A 22,705-nucleotide genomic window follows, 5' to 3' on the forward strand; every position below is an offset into this window, starting at 1 on the left:
CCCTCCCCTGACACCCCTATAGTTAGGTCAGCCTAACCTAAACGCACGTCGGGGAAGAGTGTGAGCAGCGTGAGCAGTGCCAGCAGCGAGAGCGGCGACGCCCGGTCGGACGGAGCGGACCGGGGCGAGCCCCCCGTGGACACCCCTGGGGAGACCCCGGAATCCTACGGTGTCTTCCGCGACCGGTGGGGCATCCCCCACCTGCGGGCATCCGGCGAACTCGGCCTCGTCCACGCCCAGGGCCGCGTCACCGCCTTCGACCGCGCCTGGCAGCTGGAGGTCGAACGGCACCGGGCGGAGGGGTCCAGCGCCTCCTTCCTCGGCGCGGACGCCGTGACCTGGGACCGCTTCGCCCGCCAGTCCCGGCTGGCCGACACGGCCCGCCGCTGCTACGAGGCCATGGAGGCCGGCGACCCCGGCACCGCCGCCTGGGTGCGCGCGTACGTGGACGGCGTCAACGAAGGGCTCGCCGCCGGCGCCGCCCGTGACGAGCGCTTCGCGCGCACGGGTCTGGCCCCCACCCCCTGGGAACCGTGGGTACCGCTGGCCATCTGGATCGCCACGCACATCCTGTTCGCCGGTTTCGCCACCAAGCTGTGGCGCGAGCGCGTGGCCCGCGCCCTCGGGGACGAGGCGGTCACCCTCTTCGCGACCGACGGCCCCGGCACGGCCGGCAGCAACGGCTGGCTGGTGCCGGGCGACCGCACCGCCACCGGCTCGGCGATCATCGCGGGCGACCCGCACCGCTTCATCGAGGACCCGGGCGTCTACCAGCAGATACGTCTCTCCTGCCCCGACTACGACGTGCTGGGCCTTGCCGTCCCCGGCGTCCCCGGCCTCGGTCACTTCGGGCACACCGGCACCGCCGCCTGGGCGATCACCAACGCGATGTCCGACTACCAGGACCTGTACGTCGAGCAGTTGCGCCGCGGTGACGACGGCGCCACCTGGGCCCTCGGCACGGACGGCGCCTGGGAGCCCGTCTCCCGCCACACCGAGACGATCACCGTGGCCGGCGGCGACGACGTCGAGGTGGAGATCCTGGAGACCCCCCGCGGCCCCGTGATCATCCACGCGGACGGCGACCTCGGCGCCGACCCCGACGCCGGGGCGCACGCCGACGGCAGCGCGCAGACCCTCTCCCTGCGCTACCCGCCGCGGGTCCGCCTGGACCTCGGCTTCGCCGCCCTCCCCGCGCTGCTGCGCGCCCGCACCGTCGCCGACATCGACCGCGCCTTCGACGGCTGGGCCGAGCCGGTCAACGTCGTCCACGCCGCCGACTCCGCGGGCGGCCTGCTGCACCGCGTCGCGGGCGCCGTGCCGCTGCGCCACCGCACCAACCGGCTGCGTCCGGTGCCCGCCTGGGACCCGCAGCACGCCTGGCAGGGCTGGGCCCCGACCCCCGCGGAGCCGGTGCAGGGCTTCGCCGTGATGGCGAACGCGCGCGGGATCGCCTCCCCGCTCGGCGTGGAGTTCGCGCCCCCGCACCGCGCCGACCGCATCCGTGAGCTGCTCAGCGGCTCCGCGGACTGGTCCCCGAAGGCGATGGCCGACGTACACCGGGACACGCACCTGGCCTCGGCCGCGCCCCTGCTCGTCCTGCTGCCCGGCTTCGAGGACCTGACGCCGGCGGCGCAGGCCCTGCGTACCCGGCTGCTGGCCTGGGACCGGCACATGGCGGCCGACAGCACCGACGCCACCGTCTTCTCGGCCTTCCGCAGCGCGACCGTACGCCGCTTCGCCGCCGACCCCGTCTTCGAGGGCCTGTGGGGGGCGCCCACCGGGCCGGCGGTCTTCCACCCGTGGCTGTACCTGGTCCCGCGGATCGGCTACGCCCTCGAAGGGCTGCTCACCACCTCCCTCGTCCCCGGCCTCGACCGTGCGGCGCACGTCCGGGCCGCCCTGGAGGAGACGGCCGCGGCCGGCACCCCCGACACCCCCTGGTCGCAGGTCCACCGCCTTGCCCCCTGGCAGGCCGTGCCCGACCAGGAGGCCACGGACTGGCCCGGTCTCGGCGGCGACCACGACTGCGTGAACGCCACCTCGACCGTCCCCGGTTTCACCGACCTCACCGCCCGTGCGTCGGCGGCCCGTTACGTCTGGGACCTCGCCCGCCGCGAGGACAGCCTGTGGGCGGTCCCGCTGGGCGCGGACGGCGTCACCGGCTCGCCCCACCACCGCGACCAGCTGCCCCTGTGGGCACAGTGCGAACTCGTCCCCGTCGTCACCGACTGGGCCCAGCTCACCAAGGAATCGATATGACCTCCGCCATCTCCGTCGGACAGCCCGTGTTCACCCGGGTCGTCGAGGGCTTCGGAACCGTCACCCTCACCCCCGTGGACCCGGCGGCCGACTCCGCACTGATCCACAGCTGGGTCACGCAGGAGCGGGCCCATTTCTGGGGCATGGGCGAGGCCAGCCGCGAACTGGTCCAGGAGATCTACGAGGACGTCGACCGCCGCACCACCCACCACGCCTTCATGGTGAGCCGCGACGGCGAGCAGGTCGCGCTGTTCCAGACGTACGAGTGCGCCGAGGACCGGGTCAGCGAGTGTTACGAGGTCCGGCCCGGTGACGTCGGCGTGCACCTGCTGATCGGCCCGGCCACGGGCGCGGCCGAGCACGGCTTCACCGGGTCCCTGATGACCGTCTTCATCGCGTTCGTGTTCTCCGACGACGCGGCGCGGCGCGTGGTCGTCGAACCGGACGCCCGCAACACCAAGGCCATCTCCCTCATGGAGCGCACCGGCTTCGTCCTCGGACCGGAGGTCGTGCTCCCGGAGATCGACCTGCCCGAGGTCTACCTCCCGGCCAAGCCGGCCCGGCTGGCCTTCTTCACCGCTCCGGAGGCCGCGCCGGCGGCAGGCTGACCGCGACCGCCCCTTCCACCGGGCTCCCGGTGGAAGGGTGAACCCCGATGGGGATTCCCGATTCCCATTGACCTCGTGCGCCTCCCCGCTGGAAGCTGATGGCCTCTCAAAGCACCTTGAGGTGGGGGACATTGACCAGTCAGAACCTGCACATCGGTCCGGACGCGGCGGCCGACCGGTACCGCCTGCTCCGCTCGATCGGGCGCGGCGGGGAGGCCGTGCTCTATCTCGCCGAGATCGAACTCGCCGGCGGATCCGAACCCGTGGTCGTCAAAGTGCTCGACTCCAAGACGACCATCACGCCGGACATCTTCGACCGGATCAGCCAGAAGTGGAACGAGCAGGCCGAGCTGCTGCGGTTCGTCCACCGGCCGGGTGTCGTGGGGGTGCGCGAGCACTTCGAGGGGCCACCGATCCACCGGCCCGGGGAGTCCTCGACCCTGACCGGGCGGGCGCTCGTCCTCGTCATGAACCACGTCGACGGGCTCGACCTGCGGGACTGGCGGGCCGAGCGGACGCTGGCCACCGCCGCCGAGCGGCGCGAGGTGATGCGCACGCTGGAGCAGCTGGCCGACGTATTGGACTGGCTGCACTCGGGCAAGGCCACCCCGTCCGGGCGCCAGGTCGTCCACGGCGACCTCTCCCCCGGCAATGTGATGGTCGACGCGCACGGGCAGGCCACCCTGGTGGACTTCGGCCTCAGCAAGCTGACCGCCGACCACCAGACGGCCGAGGTCTGGTTCACCCCGGGCTACGCGGCGCCCGAGGTCTTCGACGGCAAGCGGACCCCGGGCACGGACCGGTACGCCTTCGGGGCGATCGCGTACTTCCTGCTGAGCGGGGAGTCCCCGCCCGCCACACCGGAGCAGCTGGCGCAGGCGCTGACCGCGCTGCCGCAGATCGCCGTGCTGGACGCCGAGCAGCGGGCGCGGATCACCGCGATCTACTCGGCCGACCCGGGGAAGCGGCCGGTGAACCTGGCCGGCTGGATGAAGGACATCCGCCACGCGGTGGTGTCCACGACTACCGCCATCTCGCAGCGGGCCGCCCAGGAGACCCCGCCCAGGCCCGCCGCCCCGCCGCCCCCGGTGGTCCCGCCGCAGCCCGTCACCCCGCCGCCGACGGCGGCGCCGCCCGCGTACGCCCCGACGGCGCAGCCCGTGCAGCCGGAGCAGCCCGTGCAGCCGGAGCCGGCCACGGCCGCGGCCCCGATCCCGGCCCCGGTCCCGGTTCCTGAATCCGCGCCCACCCTCACCCCCAGCCCCTTCCCGGCCCCGCAGCCGGAGCCGGTGCAGGCGCAGGCGCAGGTGCCCGCCGGGTACGGGCCCACGTACAACCTGACCCCGGCCCCCGCCCCCGAGCCGCCGCGCCCCGTCAAGAAGCGGCGGACCGGGCTGATCCTCGGCTCGGTGGCCGCGGTACTGGTGCTGGCCTCCCTCGCCGTCGTCGGCGTACAGCTCCTGGGCGACAAGGACAAGGGCAAGGACGACACCGCGGGGGGCGGGAAGCCCGGCGGGACGAGCGCACCACAGGCACCGGCTTCGCCTTCCTCGCCGTCGGCGCGGGCGAGCGAGTCCGCCGACCCCACGGCCTCCGAAGCCTCGCCCGGCGGATCCGCCGCTCCGGAGGGCTCGTCGAGCCCCGGGACGCCGGGTTCGGTCAAGGACAGCAACGTGGCCGATCTGACCGTGCTGTCGTCGGTCGGAGCGGTCCGGCACTTCGAAGTGGGCTCTGCCAAGCTGAACACGAAGGAGTACGGAGCCGCCCTCCTCGGCAGCTGCTACTACGGTGCGACGATCGAGTACGACGTGAACCGCGCATGGTCCACGCTGGAGTTCACCGTGGGCGTCGACGACGGTTCGACCATGGAACAGGCCCGCGTGACCATCTCCGTGGACGACAAGCCCGCCCTCTTCTCCGAAGCGGTCCACCTGGGCAAGCCGGTCACCAAGTCCCTGGACATCAAAGGGGCCCTGCGCCTGCGCCTGAAGGTGGAGGAGGGCTGCCGGGACACCGGCAACGCCGTCATCGCCGCCCCGGTCCTCAAGCGCTGACGGCGGCGGACTCCGACAGGAACCCGCCGACGAGCGCGGCCCGTTCGGCCGGGCGCTCGGCGAACGGAAGCTGCCCGGTGGGCAGTTCCGCGATCCGTGCGCCCGGCAGGGCGCCCGCCGGTTCCCGGCGGAGTGCGGGTGGCACGAGCCGGTCCGCGGTCGTCACGACGCCCCGCTCCCCCGGCGGAACCGGGGCCGCGGCGCCTCAGCCCACGCCGAGGTCGGCGCGCATGGCCGCCCGCATCTCCCGGAGCGGGTCCCAGATCCCCTGCTGTGCCTCCACCGCCGACTCCATCGACTCCCCGGCCTCCGGAGTGCCCCGCTCCAGGCGCTTCACCTGCCCGTAGACGGCGGTCAGGGCGTGGTGGACCACCGTCGCGGGCGCGAGGACCGGGTCGGGGGCGATCATCTGCGCCTCTGAGTAGCGGTCGCGGAAGGCGTCCTTCGCGGCGTCGAGCGCGCCCCGGTCGGCGTCCTCGACCCCGCGTTCCCGCATCGTGTGCAGATGCCGGTTGAGGGCGGTGGTGAACTGTCGGGCGTCCCGGTTGAGGTCCGCGTAACACGTGCGCCGCAGCGTCCGGTTCTCGCGTTTCTCGTCGTGGGCGCGCACGAGCTCGATCTCACGGCGCTTCGTGCGCTCCGCACCCCGCTGGGTGAGCAGCGCGCCGCCCAGCGTGCCCGCGACGCCCGCCACCGCGATGACCATCGACCCGATCTCCACCGGCACATCCCCCGACTCCACCGACCGCGTGCCCGTCGTACGCGATCACCCCGCACCCAGTCTGAACGACGGCGGCCCCGCACCGGGAGAGCCGGTGCGGGGCCGCCGTATGTGAAGGGGACTACTCGGAGACGCCCAGGCGCTCCAGGATGAGCTCCTTGACGCGCGCCGCGTCGGCCTGGCCCCGGGTGGTCTTCATGACCGCTCCGACCAGGGCGCCCACAGCGGCGATCTTGCCGCCGCGGATCTTGTCCGCGATGGCCGCGTTGCCCGCGATGGCCTCGTCCACGGCCGCGCCGAGCGCGCCCTCGTCCGAGACGACCTTCAGGCCGCGCTTCTCGACGACCTCGTCCGGGCTGCCCTCACCGGCGAGGACGCCTTCGAGGACCTTGCGGGCCAGCTTGTCGTTGAGCGAACCGTCGGCGACCAGGGCCGCGACCCGGGCCACCTGGACCGGGGTGATCGGCAGCTCGTCGACGACGACGCCCTGCTCGTTGGCGTTACGGGCCAGCTCGCCCATCCACCACTTGCGCGCGGCGGCAGAGTCGGCACCGGCCTCGATCGTGGCGACGATGGAGTCCACCGCGCCCGCGTTGAGGATCGACTGCATGTCGTGCTCGGTGACGCCCCACTCCTCACGGAGCCGGTTGCGGCGCACGCGCGGCATCTCGGGCAGGCCGCCGCGCAGCTCCTCGACCCAGTCGCGGGCCGGGGCGACGGGGACCAGGTCGGGCTCCGGGAAGTACCGGTAGTCCTCGGCGTTGTCCTTGATGCGGCCGGCCGTGGTGGAGCCGTCCTCCTCGTGGAAGTGCCGGGTCTCCTGCACGATCGAGCCGCCCGACGAGAGCACTGCCGCGTGGCGCTGGATCTCGAAGCGGGCCGCGCGCTCCACGGAACGCAGGGAGTTGACGTTCTTGGTCTCCGAGCGGGTGCCGAACTCGGACTCGGGGGTCGGGCGCAGCGACAGGTTCACGTCGCAGCGCATCTGGCCCTTGTCCATGCGTGCCTCGGAGACGCCGAGCGCCTTGATGACCTCGCGCAGCTCGGCGACGTACGCCTTGGCGACCTCGGGGGCCCGCTCACCCGCGCCCTCGATGGGCTTGGTGACGATCTCGATGAGCGGGATGCCGGCGCGGTTGTAGTCCAGCAGGGAGTGGGACGCGCCGTGGATACGGCCGGTGGCGCCGCCGACGTGCAGCGACTTACCGGTGTCCTCCTCCATGTGGGCGCGCTCGATCTCCACGCGGAAGATCTCGCCGTCCTCCAGCTGGACGTCCAGGAAGCCGTTGAAGGCGATGGGCTCGTCGTACTGGGAGGTCTGGAAGTTCTTCGGCATGTCCGGATAGAAGTAGTTCTTCCGGGCGAAGCGGCACCACTCGGCGATCTCGCAGTTCAGCGCGAGGCCGATCTTGATGGCCGACTCGACGCCGATCGCGTTGACGACCGGCAGGGAGCCGGGCAGTCCGAGACAGGTCGGGCAGGTCTGCGAGTTGGGCTCGGCGCCCAGCTCGGTGGAGCAGCCGCAGAACATCTTGGTCTTGGTGCCGAGCTCGACATGGACCTCAAGGCCCATGACGGGGTCGTACGAGGCGAGAGCGTCCTCGTACGAGAGCAGTTCGGTGAAGGTGGTCACGGTGAAACTTTCCCTCTCAGCCCAGCAGGACGTCGTCGTCGCCCAGGCGCTTCAGCTCGCGGTACAGGATCGCGAGGCCGGTGACGATGGCGGCGGCGGACACGGCGGCGTCGACCAGCTTCAGCACGTCGTGCTCGCTGCGGGCCTTCTTGACCTGCTTGATCACGCTGATCGCGCCGAAGGCGGTGGTGCCGATCGACAGGTAGGTGCCGGTCTTGGACTTCTTGAAGCCCTTGGCCTTGGTCAGTGCACTGGTGCTCACAGGGACGGTGCCTCCTCAAGCAGCGGGTGACCCCAGCGTGCGACGAAGGCCGCCTCCACGGCGGCACCGACCTTGTAGAGCCGGTCGTCCTTCATCGCCGGGGCGATGATCTGGAGCCCGACCGGGAGACCGTCCTCCGGTGCCAGGCCGCAGGGGAGCGACATGGCGGAGTTGCCGGCCAGGTTGGTCGGGATGGTGCACAGGTCCGCGAGGTACATGGCGAGGGGGTCGTCGGTGCGCTCGCCGATCGGGAAGGCGGTGGTCGGGGTCGTCGGGGAGACGATCACGTCGACCTTCTCGAAGGACTTCTCGAAGTCCTGGGTGATGAGCGTGCGGACCTTCTGGGCGGAGCCGTAGTACGCGTCGTAGTAGCCGGAGCTGAGCGCGTACGTGCCGAGGATGATGCGGCGCTTGACCTCGTCGCCGAAGCCGGCTTCGCGGGTCAGGGCGGTGACGTCCTCGGCGGACTTCGTACCGTCGTCGCCGACGCGCAGGCCGTAGCGCATGGCGTCGAAGCGGGCCAGGTTGGAGGAGCACTCGGACGGCGCGATCAGGTAGTACGCGGCCATCGCGAGGTCGAAGGAGGGGCAGTCCAGCTCGACGATCTCGGCGCCGAGCTCCTTGAGGAGCTCCACCGACTCGTTGAAGCGCTGGACGACACCGGCCTGGTAGCCCTCGCCGGCGAACTGCTTGACCACACCGACGCGCATGCCGGCGACGGAGCCGTTGCGGGCGGCCTCGACGACCGGCGGGACCGGGGCGTCGATGGAGGTGGAGTCGAGCGGGTCGTGCCCGGCGATCACCTCGTGCAGGAGCGCCGCGTCCAGGACCGTACGGGCGCAGGGCCCGCCCTGGTCGAGGGAGGAGGAGAAGGCGACCATGCCGTAGCGGGAGACACCGCCGTACGTGGGCTTCACGCCGACCGTGCCGGTGACGGCGGCGGGCTGGCGGATGGAGCCGCCGGTGTCCGTGCCGATCGCGAGCGGGGCCTGGAAGGCGGCGAGGGCCGCCGCCGAGCCGCCGCCGGAGCCGCCGGGGATCCGGGTGAGGTCCCAGGGGTTGCCGGTGGGGCCGTAGGCGCTGTTCTCGGTGGAGGACCCCATGGCGAACTCGTCCATGTTGGTCTTGCCGAGGATGACGACGTCGGCTTCCTTCAGCTTGCGCGTCAGGGTGGCGTCGTAGGGCGGGATCCAGCCTTCGAGGATCTTCGAACCGACGGTCGTCGGGACCCCGACGGTGGTGAAGATGTCCTTGAGGGCGAGGGGTACGCCGGCCAGCGGGCCGAGCTTCTCGCCGGCCGCGCGCTTGGCGTCGACGGCGCGGGCCTGGGCGAGCGCGCCCTCGCGGTCCACGTGGAGGAAGGCGTTGACCTTCTCGTCGGTGGCGTCGATGCGGGCCAGGTGGGCCTCGGTCACCTCGACGGCCGTGAGCTCGCCGGAGGCGATCTTCTCGGCGGTCTGGGCGGCCGTGAGCTTGATGATGTCGACCATGGTTGTTAGTCCTCCCCCAGGATCTGCGGCACCTTGAAACGCTGCTGCTCCTGGGCGGGAGCACCGGAGAGCGCCTGCTCGGGGGTGAGCGACGGACGGACCTCGTCCGCGCGCATGACGTTCGTCAGCGGCAGCGGGTGGGAGGTCGGCGGGACGTCTTGGTCGGCGACCTCGGAAACGCGGGCGACCGCGCCGATGATGTCGCCGAGCTGTCCGGCGAAGTGATCCAGCTCGTTGCTGGACAGCTCAAGGCGCGCCAGCCGAGCGAGGTGGACGACCTCCTCGCGCGTAATGCCAGGCATGCAGCGATCCTCTGGGGGTGGGTGGATGTTTCGTTTCGGACCCAATCCTATGGGGCCGGGCCCCCGGCCAGCGAAACGGTTTGGCCCGGACCGCTGCGCAGACCCTCCCGGGCTCCGCCCGGACCCCGCGCCTCAATCGCCGGCGGGGCTGGATCTTCCAGCCCCGCCGGCGATTGAGGCGCGGGGTCCGGGGCAGGGCCCCGGCGGCGGAGCCGTGCCCGGCCGAGCCGACGGCGGTCAGACCGCGTCGGCCTCCGCGGCGGCGAGTTCCGCCGTGATGTCCGCCGGGCGGCGCCAGCCGCGCTCGCCGCGGGCCAGCAGCCAGGCGGTGGCCTCCTGCGGCGGCATGGCGGCGGCGACCAGCCAGCCCTGGACGGCGTCGCAGCCCAGGTCCCGCAGCCGCTCCCACGTCTCGTCGTCCTCCACGCCCTCCGCCACGACCAGCAGGCCCAGCGAGTGCGCGAGGTCCACCGTGCAGCGGACGATCTCCGCGTCCTGCGCGTCGACCGCCAGCCGGCCGACGAACGACCGGTCGATCTTCAGCTCGCTGACCGGCAGGCGGCGCAGGTGGACGAGCGAGGAGTAGCCGGTGCCGAAGTCGTCCAGGGACATCTTCACGCCGTGGCCGGTGAGCCCGGCCATGGTGTCGGCCGCCCGCTGGGGGTCCTCCAGCAGGACGTGTTCCGTTATCTCCAGCTGCAGCCCGCTCGCCGGGACCCCGTGGCGGGCCAGCCGTGCGGCGACGGCGCCCGCGAAGCCCGGGGTGTGGACGTCGCGGGGCGACACGTTGACCGCCACCGGGACCTTGAGGCCCTGGGCCCGCCACCGCGCCACCTGGGCGAGGGCCGTCTCCAGTACGTACTCCGTCAGGTGCGGCATGAGCCCGGAGGTCTCGGCGATCGCGATGAACTCGTCCGGGGACACCCGGCCGCGTTCCGGGTGCACCCAGCGCACCAGGGCTTCGAGCCCGGCGACCTGGCCGTCGAAGCGGACCTTCGGCTGGTAGTGGAGTTCCACTTCCCCGGCGTCGAGGGCCCTGCGGAGGTCGCCGAGCAGGCCCAGGCGGTCGGGGGTGTTGCTGTCCCGCTTGGACTCGTACACCTCGACGCCCGTACGGTCGCGCTTCGCCTGGTACATCGCCACGTCCGCGCGCCGCAGCAGCCCCTCCGCGTCGAGCGCGTGGTCGGGGAAGACGGCGAGGCCCGCGCTGGCCTCCAGGACGAGCGTGAGGCCGTCCAGGTCGAGGGGGGAGCTGAGCTCCGCGACCAGGTGGCGGGCGATGCGCTGGGCGCTGGTGGTGGAGTCGGCGAAGGGGAGCAGGACGGCGAACTCGTCGCCGCCGAGCCGGGCCGCCTCGGCGTCCTCGGGCAGGGCCTGGCGCAGCCGCTCGGCGATCTGGAGCAGCAGCCGGTCGCCCGCCAGGTGCCCCAGGGTGTCGTTGACCGCCCGGAAGCGGTCCAGGTCGATGAGCACGAGGGCGGCCCGGGTGCCGGAACGTTCGGCCTCGTCCAGGGCGGACCAGGCCCGCTCCAGCAGCCACTGCCGGTTGGGCAGCCCGGTCAGCGGGTCCCGCAGCTGTTCCTCGGCGCGGGCCCGGGCGATCCACAGGGTGGAGTCCAGTGCGATCAGCGGTACGGCGAACAGCGGCAGCAGCACGGGCTGGCTGGCGGCGACGACGCAGATCAGGGGGGCGATGCCGAGCAGCGCCACGGCTACTAAGGCCTGCCGGAGCAGAGCCGTGCGGGCGACGGTGGGCAGCCCGTCGCCGGGCGGGGCCAGCGCGATCCAGAGCAGGAACCGGGTGGCGAGCAGGTAGGCGACGGCGACGAAGACGATCTCGGGGACCGCCTCCAGCCCCCAGGAGGCCGGGAGCCAGGGGGTCTCGACGGAGGGCGCCTCGCCGAAGGAGGCGAGTACGAGCGCCCCGGCGCCGATGCCGAGGATGTCCACGGAGCCGTGCAGCAGCCCCTGTCGCCAGCGGTGCCGGCGCGCGGCCCCGACCAGGGAGACCACCGCGAGCGAGACCAGTCCGGCGGGGACCCATCCGTAGAGGATGAGCACGCCGAGGGTGAGCGCGGCGCCCGATCCGGTGCCTCCCCACCAGCGGTCGCGGCCGAGGGCGACGAGGTGGCCGACGATGATGCCGGTGAGGAGGGCCAGGGCCCAGCCGACCGGCCCGCCGGGGAACAGCGCATGACGACCGCTCAGCGCGGAGACGATGCCGGCGGTGAGCGCCGTGACGGCGAGGCCCACGACGAGGAAGGGCAGCACACCGCGCCGCTCCTGCCCGCCCGCACCGGTGTGGACCGGTCGGGTCTCCGGTGTCCTGGCACCCAGGACCCCGGGCCTGCCCGCCCTGCCCGCCCGCATGGACGGGAGTTCCCCGCCGAATTCAGGTGACGGGTCGGCGCTTTCGGTGGGTTTCATGCCCGTACCTCTCACAGCCGGCGATGCCGATGTCACGCGATGGCCCCGATGTCATGCCACCACGGCCGAAATCGCATCCTGCAGCCGTGCACGACAGGCGCACCCCTCAACAGTAGGACGCGCGAGGCTCCCAGGGGCAGCGGTCGGCAGTGGTTGCCCGAATGCGACCCAGCCATCCTCATCAGTACGGTATCCGCCGAACGGGTGAGTTTGGACCGGGACCCCCCTGTCACCCGTCCGATGATCCGACAGCTCACCGCCCTGCGACCAGCCTTGTACCGGCCGTTTACCACCGTTCGCCGCGCCTGGCGTGCGCCCGCCCGTACGGCCGCACGCCACGCATCCGTTCGCCTTCGCTACTCCCCCTCGGCGATTCCCCCGCCGGTACTACTGCGCTTCGCCCTCGCCGTCCACCGGGAGCGCGGCCTCACGTGCCGCGTCCGGGCCCTGCTCCAGCAGCACGGCGAATCCGGCGTCGTCGAGGACGGCGAGCTTCAACTGCATGGCCTTGTCGTACTTCGAGCCGGGGTTGTCGCCGACCACGACGAAGGAGGTCTTCTTCGACACGGATCCGGTGACCTTGGCGCCGAGGCTCTGCAGGGCCTCCTTCGCGCCGTCCCGCGTGTGGCTCTGCAAAGTGCCGGTGACGACGACGGTCAGCCCCTCCAGGGGCCGCGGCCCCTGCTCCTCGGCGGAACCTTCCTCCTCCATCCGGACCCCGGCCTCCCGCCACTTGCGCAGGATCTCCTGGTGCCAGTCGACGGCGAACCACTCCTTGAGCGAGGCGGCGATGATCGCGCCGACGCCCTCGGTTGCGGTCAGCTCCTCCTCGGTGGCCTGCTCGATGCGCTCGATCGACCGGAACTCGCGGGCGAGGGCCTCGGCCGCGACCGGTCCGACGTGGCGGATGGACAGGCCGTTGATGATGCGGGCGAGCGGGCGGTCCTTGGCGGCGGCGATGTGCTCCAGCATGGACAGGGCGTTCTTCTTCGGTTCGCCCTTCTGGTTGGCGAAGACCGTGACGATCTTCTCCTCGCCCGTCTTCGGGTCCCGCTTGGGCAGCCCGCTGTCGGGGTCCAGGACGTACGCCTTGATGGGCAGCAGCTGCTCGATGGTCAGGCCGAAGAGGTCGCCCTCGTCCAGCAGCGGCGGCCGGGCCGGCTCCAGAGGGCCGGTCAGCGCGGCCGCCGCCACCATGCCGAAGTTCTCGATGTCCAGGGACTGCCGGCCGCCGAGGTAGAAGAGCCGCTCGCGCAACTGGGCCGGGCAGGTCTGGCCGTTGGGGCACCGGACGTCGATGTCCCCCTCCTTCATCGGCCGCAGCTCCGTCCCGCATTCGGGGCAGACGGCCGGCATCACGAACTCCCGCTCGGTGCCGTCGCGCAGGTCCACCACCGGGCCGAGGATCTCGGGGATGACGTCGCCCGCCTTGCGCAGGACCACGGTGTCCCCGATGAGGACGCCCTTGGCCTTGACGACCTCCTGGTTGTGCAGGGTGGCGAACTCGACCTCGGAGCCCGCCACCGTCACCGGCTCCACCTGCGCGTACGGGGTCACGCGGCCGGTGCGGCCGACACCGACCTTGATGTCGATCAGCTTGGTGTTGACCTCTTCGGGCGCGTACTTCCAGGCGATCGCCCAGCGCGGGGCGCGGGCGGTGGAGCCGAGCCGGCCCTGGAGGGCGATCTCGTCGAGCTTGACGACGACGCCGTCGATCTCGTGCTCCACCGAGTGCCGGTTCTCGCCGAAGTCCGCGATGAACTCCCGGACCTCGGCAAGGGTGGCGACCACCTTGTTGTGCTGCGCGGTCGGCAGACCCCACTCGTGCAGCAGCTCGTACGCCTGCGACTGGCGCTCGATCTCGAAGCCCTCGCGGGCGCCGATGCCGTGCACGACCATGTGCAGCGGGCGGCTCGCCGTGACCTTGGGGTCCTTCTGCCGCAGCGAACCGGCCGCGGCGTTGCGCGGGTTGGCGAAGGGCTTGCCCTCCGCCTCCACCAGCCGCGCGTTGAGCTCCTCGAACTTCTCCATCGGGAAGTAGACCTCGCCGCGGATCTCGACCAGGGACGGGATCCGGTCGCCCTTCAGCCGGTCCGGGATCTCGGCGATGGTGCGGACGTTGGGCGTGATGTCCTCACCGGTGCGGCCGTCGCCGCGGGTGGCCGCCCGGGTGAGACGGCCGTTCTCGTAGGTGAGGTTGACGGCGAGGCCGTCCACCTTGAGCTCGCACAGGTAGTGGTAGTCCGAGGTGTTCACGTCGCGGGCCACCCGCTCGGCCCAGGCCGCCAGTTCCTCGTCGTCGAAGGCGTTGTCGAGGGAGAGCATGCGCTCCCGGTGCTCGACGGAGGCGAAGTCCGTCTCGTACGCCCCGGCCACCTTCTGGGTGGGCGAGTCGGGCGTACGGAGCTCCGGGTACTGCTCCTCCAGTGCCTCCAGCGAGCGCAGCAGCTGGTCGAACTCGGCGTCGCTGACGACCGGCTGGTCGTTCACGTAGTACCGGAAGCGGTGCTCCTCGACCTGCTCCGCCAGCAGCGCGTGCTGTTCACGCGCCGCCGTCGGTACTGCCGTGTCCTGCTGTTCGGCTGCCATGCCGTGTCCTCCCGTGGCCCGTCTTCGACCGTCACTCAGGGTTGTCGGCGAGCGACCTCGCCGCCCTGACGCAATGCGCCTGCACCGCACGGGCGTAGGCGGGCGAAGCGCCCGCCAGACCGCACGACGGGGTGACCACGACGGACTCCGCCAGAGTCCCCGGGGCCAGCCCCAGCCTGCGCCAAAGCTTCCTGACACCCATGACGCTACCGCCCGGGTCCGACAACGGGGCGTCGGTGCCGGGCACCACTCCGGCGAAGAGTTTCGTGCCGCTCTCGACCGCCTCCCCGATGGCGTCGTCCTCGCGCTCGGTGAGCAGCGAGAAATCGAACGACACCCCCGTGGCACCGGCCCTGCGGAGCAGGCCGAAGGGGACCTCGGGCGCGCAGGAGTGCACCACGACCTCCCCGTCGTGGACGGCGAACAGGTCGCGCAGCGCACCCTCGACCACCTGCCGGTCGACGGCGCGGTAGGTGCGGTAGCCGCTCGCCGAGCGGACCCGGCCGAGCAGTACGGCCGTCAGCGAGGGCTCGTCGAGCTGCAGCACGACCTGGGCCCCCGGAATGCGCTTGCGCACGTCGGCCAGGTGCTCGCGCAGGCCCTCGGCCAGCGATCCGGCCAGGTCCCGGCAGGCCCCCGGGTCCTGGAGCATGGCCTCGCCGCCGTGCAGTTCCAGGGCGCCGGCCAGCGTCCACGGTCCGACGGCCTGGACCTTGAGCTTCCCCGTGTACCCCTGGGTGAACTCCTCCAGCGCGTCGAGGTCCTCCCCCAGCCAGGACCGCGCCCGCTTCGAGTCCCGTCCCGGGCGGTCGCTGATCCGCCAGCCGCTGGGCTCGACGTGGGCGTACATGTCGACGAGCAGTCCGAGGGACCTGCCGATCATGTCCGCGCCGGGCCCGCGGGCGGGCAGCTCGGCGAGGTAGGGGAACTCCTCGAAGGACCCGGTGACGGTCTTCGCTGCCTCGCGGGCGTCGCCGCCGGGCAGCGATCCGACGCCGGTGGCGCCGGCGCTCATCGGCCCGGCCGGACGCTCAGGTCGTTGACCTCGGCGTCGCGGGGGAGGTCGATGGCCATGACGATCGTGGTGGCCACCGACTCGGGGTCGATCCAGGCGGCCGGGTCGTACTCCTTGCCCTCCTGCGAGTGCACCTTGGCCTGCATGGGGCTGGCGGTACGGCCCGGGTAGACGGAGGTGACGCGGATGCCGTTGGCCCGCTCCTCGCCGCGCAGCGAGTCGGCGAGCGCCTTGAGCCCGTGCTTGGAGGCGGCGTACGCGCTCCAGTCGGGGTGGGCGGCCAGACCGGCGCCCGAGTTCACGAAGACGACGGTGGCCTTGGAGGCGCGCAGGGTGGGCAGCAGCAGCCGGGTGACCTCGGCGGGGGCGATCAGGTTCACGTTGAGCTGCTGGTGCCAGGTCTTGGGCCGGAGCTCACCGACCGGACCGAGGTCGACGATCCCGGCGATGTGCAGCAGGGAGTCGATCCGCTCCGGGACGGCCTGCTTGGAGAACGCCCACGACAGCCGGTCAGGGTCGGCGAGGTCGCCGACGAGGGACGTGGCGCCGGGGTAGCGGCCGACGAGCTCGCGGGCACGGCCTGCGTCCCGGGCCAGGAGGACGAGGTCGTCGCCGCGTGCGTGCAGCCGGGCCGCGACGGCGGCGCCGATGCCGGAGCCGGCACCGGTGATCAAGTGAGTAGCCATACCGCCCATGCTCGCACCCCGCCATCCCCTGTCACCCCCCGTCATCCCTCGTCATCCCTCGTCATCCCCCGGCGGCCTGCCGGTAAGCCGCCTCGATCCGGGCCCGAACCGGCGGCGCCTGCCGGGTGGTGAGGCCCCTCCCGGTGAGTCCCGCCAGGCAGATGAGCCCGTCGCGTTCATCGGTGGGGATCGGCGTCCAGTGCCGCAGCGCCGCGTCCCGTACGGAGATCAGCGTGGCCGTGTCGTCCGGCTCGGTCGGGTCGAAGCGGCCGCCCGAGGCCGCGCGATGCTCGGCCCAGCGGTCCTCCCAGAACTCGACCGTCCAGCCCGGCCAGCGCGCGGCCACCGTGTCGGAGTGGATCTGGGTCCCGACGGTCCACCAGCCGACCCGGCGGCGGTGCGCGTCGATACGCACGCCGCCCTCGGCGAGCCCGTGGTAGCCGCCCTCGTCCGTCGCCCCGTCCAGGAGGTCGAGCAGGGCCGGACCATGCATGACGGGGTGGTCGAAGCCGTAGCCCACCAGGTGGCAGCGGTCCGGGCCGTCCAGGGTCACCACCGTGGACGCCAGGCCCGGACCCGGGGTGTGCGGTACCTCGGGCCGGGAGACGAAGAGGTCGTCGGCCCATACCCGGCGCTCGCGGTCCTCGTCGTCCGCGGGGTCGAGGCCGAGGCAGCTCCGCAGCCCGGTCTGGGCGCCGTAGATCCAGTGCACCTTCCAGCCGGGCCAGGCAGCCCGCAGGAGGGCGAAGGCGGCCCGGCGGGTGTACGTCTCGGCGAGGGGGCCCTCCAGGACGAACAGCCGCAGGACCTTGCAGTCTGGGTCCACCGCGACGCCCGCGTCGATCTCGTCGTCGGGCCGCCAGGAGTACGGCTGTCCGTACGAGGAGCCCTGGCGCATCAGCGCCAACAGGAAGTCCGGACCGGCCAGCAGGTCGAAATCCAGGCCGACGGCCCCCCAGTCGTCGTCGGTGGCGCCGTATCCGTCCGGTCCGCCGAGGATGTAGACGACCGGGTTCATCGCGGCCCGGCCGCTTCGCGCAGGGCCGCGGCCGTCCGCCGGGCGTCGTAGCCGGCCGGGACGCCCTCGACCAGGATGACCTCGCCCGGGATGTGGTCGGTGCGCAGCGGGAGGATGGCCCGGTAGGCGTCGGAGGCATACCAGGCGCGGGCACTCTCGATGTCGGTGAAGCCGATGACGACGACGGTGCCGGGGAAGGGGCCCTCCATGACCTCGACCTCCTTGCCGTGGACGAGGAAGCGGCCGCCGAAGGGTTCCATCGTCGACGGGATCCGCTCGATGTACTCGAGGATGTACTCGTTCATGATGTCGGGGCGTATGTGGGCGATGGCGTACGCGGTCATGGTCTCTCCCCCTGTGCACGGGCCCGCCGGTGCGGGCGTTGCTCCGATCCTGTCAGCACGCAGCCGCGCCGGCGATGACCTGCGAGGTCATGCCGATGCGGGCTGGAAGGTGCGCCGGTAGGCGATCGGGGAGACACCGAGCGTGGAACGCATGTGCTGGCGCAGGGAGTTCGCGGAGCCAAAGCCGGCCCGGTGGGCCACCAGGTCGACCGGCAGGTCGCTGGACTCCAGCAAGTGGCGGGCCAGTTCCAGGCGTTGCGCGGTGAGCCACTGCACCGGGGTCATGCCGACCTCGTCGCGGAAGCGCCGGGTGAAGGTGCGCAGGCTCATCCGGGCGTGCGCGGCCAGCTCGCCGAGGGTGACCGGTTCGGCGAGGCGTTCCAGGGCCCAGGCGCGGGTGGCGGTGGTGGTGGCGACGGTCGGATCGGGGACGGGGCGGTCGATGTACTGGGCCTGGCCGCCGTCGCGCCAGGGCGGGACGACGCACATGCGCGCGGCCCGGTTGGTGACGGCGACACCGTGGTCGCGGCGGATCATGTGCAGGCACAGGTCGACCCCGGCAGAGACGCCGGCCGAGGTCAGGACGTCGCCGTCGTCGACGAAGAGGACGTCCTCGTCGATGCGCACCCTCGGGTAGGCGCGGCGGAACTCCCGGGCGAGGTTCCAGTGGGTGGTCGCGGGCCGGTCGTCGAGCAGGCCGGCGGCGGCGAGCACGTAGGAGCCGGTGCAGATCGACACGAGGCGGGTGCCGGGGCGGATGCGGGCGATGGCCGCGGCGACCGCGGGCGGCAGCGGCCCGCCGAGGGCCAGCTCCGGCATGGCGTGGGTGGGCGGGACGATCACGGTGTCGGCGGCGGCGAGGGCCTCGGGCCCGGCGGCGGGCTGGAGGGTGAAGCCGGAGTCGCTGAGCACGGGGGCGCCGTCGGCGGTACAGACGACGACCTCGTAGAGGTCTTCGCCGTCCTCGCCCACGGCACTGCCGAAGACCCGGGAGGGAATGCCCAGCTCGAACGGGGGGAAGCCCGGCAGCGCGAGCACCGCGACGAGGTGCCGTCCGTCCGTGCCGCTCCCGGGGCGGGCCGTGTGCTCGGTGTGTTCCCGCGTCTCGCTCATGGCCAGATCCTGTCACATAGTGGCCAAACGGCCAACACCACCGAGGGGTGCCGTGCCCGAATCTGGGACACGTCGCCGGGAAACGACCCGGATCCCGACACCTGCGGATGGAATGAGGCGGACAGAAATGCGCGCGATCGTCGTGAACGAGTGGGGCGGCCCGGAGAACCTGGTCGAGCGGGAGATCGACCGGCCCGAGCCCGGTCTGGGCGAGGTCCTCGTCCGGGTCCACGCGGCCGGCGTCAACCCCGTCGACTGGAAGACCCGGGAGAGCGGGGCGCTCATCGCCTGGGGCGAGCACCCGATCGTCGGCTGGGACGTCTCCGGCACCGTCGAGGCGGTCGGCCCCGGCGTGACCCGCCACTCCCCCGGTGACGAGGTGTACGGCATGCCGCACTTCCCGCGGCAGGCGGGCGGCTACGCCGAGTACGTGACGGGCCCCGCCCGGCACTTCGCCCCCAAGCCGGCCACGCTGGACCACGTGCAGGCCGCGGCGCTGCCGCTGGCCGCACTGACCGCCTGGCAGGCCCTGGTGGACACGGCCGGGGTGAGCGCCGGACAGCGCGTGCTGGTGCACGCGGCGGCCGGCGGGGTGGGCCACCTGGCGGTGCAGATCGCCAAGGCCCGGGGCGCGTACGTGATCGGCACCGCGAGCGAGGGCAAGCACGCACTGCTGCGCGAGCTCGGCGCCGACGAGGTGATCGACTACCGCACCACGGACTTCGAGGACGCCGTCGCCGACGTGGACGTCGTGATCGACGCCATCGGCGGGGACTACACGCGGCGCTCCCTGAAGGTCCTCAAGGCCGGCGGCCACCTGGTGACCCTGCCCGGCCCGGACTCCCTCCCGGCCGACCCGCAGGGGGTGCACGCCTCCTGGGTCCTGGTGGAGCCGGACCTGGGCGGCCTGCGGGAGATCGCGGCGCTCGTCGAGCAGGGCCTGCTGAAGCCGCTGGTCGACACGGTGCTGCCGCTGGAGCAGGCCGCGAAGGCCCACGAGATCGGTGAGCAGGGCCGCACCACCGGCAAGATCGTCCTGACCGTCGCCTGAGGCGCACACCGACCGCGACCCGTCCGGGCGATCAGGTTCGAGGTTCGCCGCAGTCCGCCCGCCGCCCCTGCGTGACCGGGGACGGCGGGCGGACTGCGTCCGTCGGCCACCCCGCCCCGTGGTCATGCGGCGACCCGGTGCAGACTCGGGCCATGGAGCATTCGCAGCGACACATGTACGAGATGGTCGACGCGCTCGTCCGGGCCGGCAGCAGCTTCCGCCCGCGTTCGTCCAGCCTCGGCGACGATGCGTTCTGGCCGACCAAGAGCGACCAGCAGTGCTACATGGAGAAGCCGATCGACTTCGCGGTGTCCAGGTCCGTACCGGGCCAGCCTGCGGATCTCACCTTCGGCGAGGACAACGACATGATCTCCTGCGGGCTCTGCTGGGCGACGATCACCGGGCCGGACCACCGCCCCGAGACGGTGTGGAGATCACCGGGCGGGTGACCCTGCGCCCGGCGCGTCCTGGCCGGCGGGCCCCGTCGGCCGGCCGCGCAGGTGGCCCTGGAGGCGGGCGTGGCGGAACTGGTAGACGGCGCCGACCTGGCGCAGGACGCCGCGCCGGTAGGCGTCCTCCAGGAAGGCGACCGTCGCCCAGGGGAGGCGGCCGGTCAGCGGCAGCCAGATCCGGGCCAGGAGCACCCACTGGCCCCAGGCGGTGAACGCCAGCACGTAGGAGAGCGCGCCGGCCACCCCGCCCACGGCGCCGAGCGCGAGCCCGTCGGCCATCGGCCAGGTCAGGGGGCCGACGACACCCTGGAGCAGCTCGGTCATGAGCCGGCCGCCGAAGGCGATCACCAGGGTCAGCATCGGCGCGAGGAAGAGTGCCTGGCGCACCACGATGCTGCGGTTGACGGCCAGCAGGTCCGTGGGGGTGGCGGCCCGGCCGAGGTCGATGGGGGTCTCCAGCGTGGCCACGAGCCCGAGTACGAGCCCTCCCGCCAGGGCGAACGTGAGCCCGTACATGAGGCAGTTGACGGCCGTCGCCTCGATCACCGCCGCGTCGACCGGCATCCCGCCGTACGTCAGCTGCGCGCCCACGGTGAAGGCGATCCCGCACCCGAGGCCCATCACGAAGCCGCCCAGCAGTCCGGCCGGGACCAGGGTGGCGAACCTGCGGGAGGACGGTCCGACGCCCCGCCGGCGGCGGCCGGGCAGCCGCATCCGCACCCGGGACGGCTCGAACGCCCGGATCCCGAGCACGGCCATGAGCCCGTAGACCAGCCCGAAGGCGAGGCCGACGGCGGGGCCGAACAGCACCGCGTCCAGCAGGCCCGCACCCAGGGCGAACGCGGCGCCGCGGCCCGCTGCCAGATTCTTCGCCGGGAAGACCAGCCAGTCGGCGACGGCGGTGACCAGGGAGCAGGCGAGGACGACGGCCAGGATCCGCGAGGACAGCCGCAGCGAGTCGCGCAGCTGCCACCACGCCAGGTCCTGGCCCGCGTGGTGCCCGGGCCGGTCCAGGTGGCCAGCGAGGTGGCCCAGGTAGCGCCCGGCGCGGTACGGGTCCCAGGTACGGGGCCTGCGCCCGCGGCGGTCGCCCGGGACGGCCGTGGGCAGGGGCTGGTAGACGCTCGGCACGAACCCGGCCAGCAGATGCTCCTCGATGGCCTCCGGGGTCGGGAAGCGGGCCTCGTCCAGCAGCCCGGCCGGGTCCTGGGCCGGGGTGTCGCTGTAGGCGGTCCGGGCGAGCAGGACCATCAGCGGGGTGCTCAGTACGGCCCTCAGGCGTGCGCCCGGCCCGTCGTCCGGGTCCGTGCGCAGCCGCTCCAGGACGGGGTCCCAGCCGGTGGCGGCCCGGCCGTCCCCGCCGTCCGGTCCCTCCGGGCCGGCCGGCGCGCCCGGGCGCGCGGTGCGGGGCAGGTAGTGGACCAGGTCGGCGGCGTCCAGGTCCAGCAGCTCGATGCCCGCGGTCCGGCGGAGCACCTCGACCCCGACGGCCTCGGCGAACTGCTCGGTGCGGCTGGTCAGGAGCAGCGGCAGCGAGCTCGCGTTGAGTTCGCGCAGGGCGACGCCGAGCAGCCCGGTGGCCAGCTCGTCGAACCCGTCCAGGACCGGCAGGATCCATCCGGCGTCCACCAGGGCGGCGGCGAGGGTCGGGCCGCCGGCGGCGCGGGCGTCGAGGTTCGGGTGGTCGCGCAGCAGGCGGGCGATCAGCCAGTCGCGCAGGGTGGTGCCGGTCGGGTCCCACGATCCCATGCTGAAGACCACGGGCACGGGCTCGGCGTCGGAGCGCGCGCCCAGGTGGTCGAGGACGAACCGCAGGACGAGGACGGTCTTGCCGGAGCCGGCCCGGCCGAGCACCACCAGCCGCCCGGACCGGACGCGCCGGTAGACGTCGGCGATGTCCGTGAGGCCGCCGTCCAGGGAGAGCGGGCCGCGGGCGGCTCCGGGCACGGAGCCGCGGATGTTGTCCCAGTGGTCCAGCAGGTCGGCGGGGGCCGACCGCCACCGCACGGGCAGCGGGAAAGGGTCGTGGATGCGGCGCTGCTCCTCCTCGCGGATGCAGCGGCCGTAGACGTCGTGGGCGAGCGCCCCGGCGGCCTCGGCCAGGGCGCCCCGGGACGTCGGCAGTGTGCGGTACGGCACCGGCCGGGCCGGACGGTCCGGTTCGGGCGTCCGCTCCGGCAGCGTCCGGGGCGCCTGCGCCGGCTCCGGCGCCGGCTCCGGCACCGGAGCAGGTGCGGCACGTAGGTCCTCACCGGCGGCGGCTCCGTTGCCGCGGTGGGCGGCCAGCAGGTCCGTCCAGAGCTCGTCCCGGTCGCGCTTCAGCTCGTCGGCCAGCGCGTGCGCGACCTGCTTCACCGTTCCCATGCGGGCGTCGGTGGGTTTGCCGGTCTCCAGCCGGTGGATGGTGCGGACCCCGAGCCGGGACCGCTCGGCCAACTGCTCCTGCGTCATCCCCGCCTCGTGCCGCAACCCGCGGAGCAACGCACCGAACCGGCTGCTCACCTGTCCGCCCTTCCACCCGACGACGTCCCTGCCACGTGAGTCCGATGTCCTCCCGGATCCCGGTCAAACCACGGGGCATCACCGACCGGCCACATATGGCCGGTTGCGGGCATGGTCCTCCGACCAGCACGAACACCACGATGAGGGCCGGTCGCCGCACCCGACGCGGCGACCGC

19 protein-coding genes are annotated in these 22,705 nt (G+C 72.9%); 5 read left to right on the top strand and 14 right to left on the bottom strand.

All coding sequences use genetic code 11. The features are described 5' to 3' along the window. Positions 1 to 135 precede the first annotated feature (135 nt). The 3 genes from KO717_RS11200 (at position 136) to KO717_RS11210 (ending at position 4,924) form a co-directional block, all read left to right on the top strand. Positions 136 to 2,262, top strand: a complete 2,127-nt coding sequence (locus tag KO717_RS11200) for a penicillin acylase family protein (protein ID WP_301374468.1) — start codon at positions 136 to 138, stop codon at positions 2,260 to 2,262. Next, entirely contained in the window at positions 2,259 to 2,870 is a 612-nt protein-coding gene (locus tag KO717_RS11205; RefSeq protein WP_301366339.1) for a GNAT family N-acetyltransferase, read from the top strand. Before KO717_RS11200 ends, KO717_RS11205 begins: the two co-directional genes overlap by 4 nt. 131 nt (positions 2,871 to 3,001) lie before the next feature. Next, positions 3,002 to 4,924 (top strand): protein kinase domain-containing protein, encoded by a 1,923-nt coding sequence (locus KO717_RS11210; RefSeq protein WP_301366340.1) that lies wholly within the window; start codon positions 3,002 to 3,004, stop codon positions 4,922 to 4,924. Here the strand turns inward: KO717_RS11210 and KO717_RS11215 are convergent. From KO717_RS11215 to KO717_RS11275, 13 genes are all read right to left on the bottom strand, one after another. Further along, positions 4,914 to 5,090 carry a hypothetical protein gene (locus tag KO717_RS11215; RefSeq protein WP_301366341.1) on the bottom strand — a complete coding sequence of 59 codons (177 nt, stop codon included), beginning with the start codon at positions 5,088 to 5,090 and terminating at the stop codon, positions 4,914 to 4,916. The two genes, KO717_RS11210 and KO717_RS11215, sit on opposite strands and share 11 nt — an antisense overlap. 39 nt (positions 5,091 to 5,129) lie before the next feature. Then, positions 5,130 to 5,645 carry a hypothetical protein gene (locus KO717_RS11220; protein WP_229876333.1) on the bottom strand — a complete coding sequence of 172 codons (516 nt, stop codon included), beginning with the start codon at positions 5,643 to 5,645 and terminating at the stop codon, positions 5,130 to 5,132. Positions 5,646 to 5,766: 121 nt separating this feature from the next. After that, positions 5,767 to 7,278, bottom strand: a complete 1,512-nt coding sequence (gene gatB / locus KO717_RS11225; protein WP_301366342.1) for an Asp-tRNA(Asn)/Glu-tRNA(Gln) amidotransferase subunit GatB — start codon at positions 7,276 to 7,278, stop codon at positions 5,767 to 5,769. 16 nt (positions 7,279 to 7,294) lie between these two features. After that, entirely contained in the window at positions 7,295 to 7,540 is a 246-nt protein-coding gene (locus tag KO717_RS11230; RefSeq protein ID WP_030010588.1) for a hypothetical protein, read from the bottom strand. Next, positions 7,537 to 9,030 carry an Asp-tRNA(Asn)/Glu-tRNA(Gln) amidotransferase subunit GatA gene (gatA, locus tag KO717_RS11235; protein WP_301366343.1) on the bottom strand — a complete coding sequence of 498 codons (1,494 nt, stop codon included), beginning with the start codon at positions 9,028 to 9,030 and terminating at the stop codon, positions 7,537 to 7,539. The genes KO717_RS11230 and gatA overlap by 4 nt, the downstream gene beginning before the upstream one ends. Before the next feature lie 5 nt (positions 9,031 to 9,035). Further along, positions 9,036 to 9,332: an Asp-tRNA(Asn)/Glu-tRNA(Gln) amidotransferase subunit GatC gene (gatC, locus tag KO717_RS11240; protein WP_030010586.1), complete on the bottom strand. Its 297-nt coding sequence runs from the start codon at positions 9,330 to 9,332 to the stop codon at positions 9,036 to 9,038. A gap of 237 nt (positions 9,333 to 9,569) precedes the next feature. After that, on the bottom strand, positions 9,570 to 11,759 hold the full coding sequence (locus tag KO717_RS11245; protein ID WP_301366344.1) for a putative bifunctional diguanylate cyclase/phosphodiesterase: 2,190 nt from the start codon (positions 11,757 to 11,759) through the stop codon (positions 9,570 to 9,572). Between the two features lie 387 nt (positions 11,760 to 12,146). Further along, positions 12,147 to 14,348 carry an NAD-dependent DNA ligase LigA gene (gene ligA / locus KO717_RS11250; RefSeq protein ID WP_301366345.1) on the bottom strand — a complete coding sequence of 734 codons (2,202 nt, stop codon included), beginning with the start codon at positions 14,346 to 14,348 and terminating at the stop codon, positions 12,147 to 12,149. 31 nt (positions 14,349 to 14,379) lie between these two features. Further along, complete coding sequence (locus tag KO717_RS11255) at positions 14,380 to 15,363, bottom strand: methionine synthase (protein WP_301366346.1); 984 nt, start codon at positions 15,361 to 15,363, stop codon at positions 14,380 to 14,382. Further along, positions 15,360 to 16,049 (bottom strand): SDR family oxidoreductase, encoded by a 690-nt coding sequence (locus KO717_RS11260; protein ID WP_301366347.1) that lies wholly within the window; start codon positions 16,047 to 16,049, stop codon positions 15,360 to 15,362. Before KO717_RS11260 ends, KO717_RS11255 begins: the two co-directional genes overlap by 4 nt. 61 nt (positions 16,050 to 16,110) lie before the next feature. After that, positions 16,111 to 17,067 (bottom strand): hypothetical protein, encoded by a 957-nt coding sequence (locus KO717_RS11265; RefSeq protein WP_301366348.1) that lies wholly within the window; start codon positions 17,065 to 17,067, stop codon positions 16,111 to 16,113. Beyond that, positions 17,064 to 17,411: a DUF1330 domain-containing protein gene (locus tag KO717_RS11270; RefSeq protein ID WP_301366349.1), complete on the bottom strand. Its 348-nt coding sequence runs from the start codon at positions 17,409 to 17,411 to the stop codon at positions 17,064 to 17,066. The genes KO717_RS11265 and KO717_RS11270 overlap by 4 nt, the downstream gene beginning before the upstream one ends. 87 nt (positions 17,412 to 17,498) lie before the next feature. Continuing rightward, on the bottom strand, positions 17,499 to 18,524 hold the full coding sequence (locus KO717_RS11275) for a GlxA family transcriptional regulator (RefSeq protein WP_301366350.1): 1,026 nt from the start codon (positions 18,522 to 18,524) through the stop codon (positions 17,499 to 17,501). Between the two features lie 127 nt (positions 18,525 to 18,651). On the opposite strand from KO717_RS11275, the gene KO717_RS11280 reads away from it, so the two are divergent. Then, positions 18,652 to 19,575 carry an NADP-dependent oxidoreductase gene (locus KO717_RS11280; RefSeq protein WP_301366351.1) on the top strand — a complete coding sequence of 308 codons (924 nt, stop codon included), beginning with the start codon at positions 18,652 to 18,654 and terminating at the stop codon, positions 19,573 to 19,575. Between the two features lie 152 nt (positions 19,576 to 19,727). Continuing rightward, the gene (locus KO717_RS11285; RefSeq protein ID WP_301366352.1) at positions 19,728 to 20,024 is read left to right on the top strand and encodes a hypothetical protein; all 297 of its coding nucleotides are present in this window, start codon (positions 19,728 to 19,730) and stop codon (positions 20,022 to 20,024) included. Here the strand turns inward: KO717_RS11285 and KO717_RS11290 are convergent. Then, positions 20,010 to 22,529, bottom strand: a complete 2,520-nt coding sequence (locus tag KO717_RS11290) for a helix-turn-helix domain-containing protein (RefSeq protein WP_301366353.1) — start codon at positions 22,527 to 22,529, stop codon at positions 20,010 to 20,012. The two genes, KO717_RS11285 and KO717_RS11290, sit on opposite strands and share 15 nt — an antisense overlap. Between the last annotated feature and the right edge of the window lie 176 nt (positions 22,530 to 22,705).

This window comes from Streptomyces xanthophaeus (genome assembly GCF_030440515.1).
Classification (GTDB): domain Bacteria; phylum Actinomycetota; class Actinomycetes; order Streptomycetales; family Streptomycetaceae; genus Streptomyces; species Streptomyces kutzneri.

Excerpts from the sequence above, each read along its gene's own strand:
- gatA (WP_301366343.1), bottom strand. The coding sequence starts at position 9,030 with ATGGTCGACATCATCAAGCTCACGGCCGCCCAGACCGCCGAGAAGATC.
- KO717_RS11275 (WP_301366350.1), bottom strand. The coding sequence starts at position 18,524 with ATGAGCGAGACGCGGGAACACACCGAGCACACGGCCCGCCCCGGGAGC.
- KO717_RS11265 (WP_301366348.1), bottom strand. The coding sequence starts at position 17,067 with ATGAACCCGGTCGTCTACATCCTCGGCGGACCGGACGGATACGGCGCC.
- ligA (WP_301366345.1), bottom strand. The coding sequence starts at position 14,348 with ATGGCAGCCGAACAGCAGGACACGGCAGTACCGACGGCGGCGCGTGAA.
- KO717_RS11205 (WP_301366339.1), top strand. The coding sequence starts at position 2,259 with ATGACCTCCGCCATCTCCGTCGGACAGCCCGTGTTCACCCGGGTCGTC.
- KO717_RS11245 (WP_301366344.1), bottom strand. The coding sequence starts at position 11,759 with ATGAAACCCACCGAAAGCGCCGACCCGTCACCTGAATTCGGCGGGGAA.
- KO717_RS11270 (WP_301366349.1), bottom strand. The coding sequence starts at position 17,411 with ATGACCGCGTACGCCATCGCCCACATACGCCCCGACATCATGAACGAG.
- KO717_RS11255 (WP_301366346.1), bottom strand. The coding sequence starts at position 15,363 with ATGAGCGCCGGCGCCACCGGCGTCGGATCGCTGCCCGGCGGCGACGCC.
- KO717_RS11285 (WP_301366352.1), top strand. The coding sequence starts at position 19,728 with ATGGAGCATTCGCAGCGACACATGTACGAGATGGTCGACGCGCTCGTC.
- KO717_RS11280 (WP_301366351.1), top strand. The coding sequence starts at position 18,652 with ATGCGCGCGATCGTCGTGAACGAGTGGGGCGGCCCGGAGAACCTGGTC.
- KO717_RS11260 (WP_301366347.1), bottom strand. The coding sequence starts at position 16,049 with ATGGCTACTCACTTGATCACCGGTGCCGGCTCCGGCATCGGCGCCGCC.
- gatC (WP_030010586.1), bottom strand. The coding sequence starts at position 9,332 with ATGCCTGGCATTACGCGCGAGGAGGTCGTCCACCTCGCTCGGCTGGCG.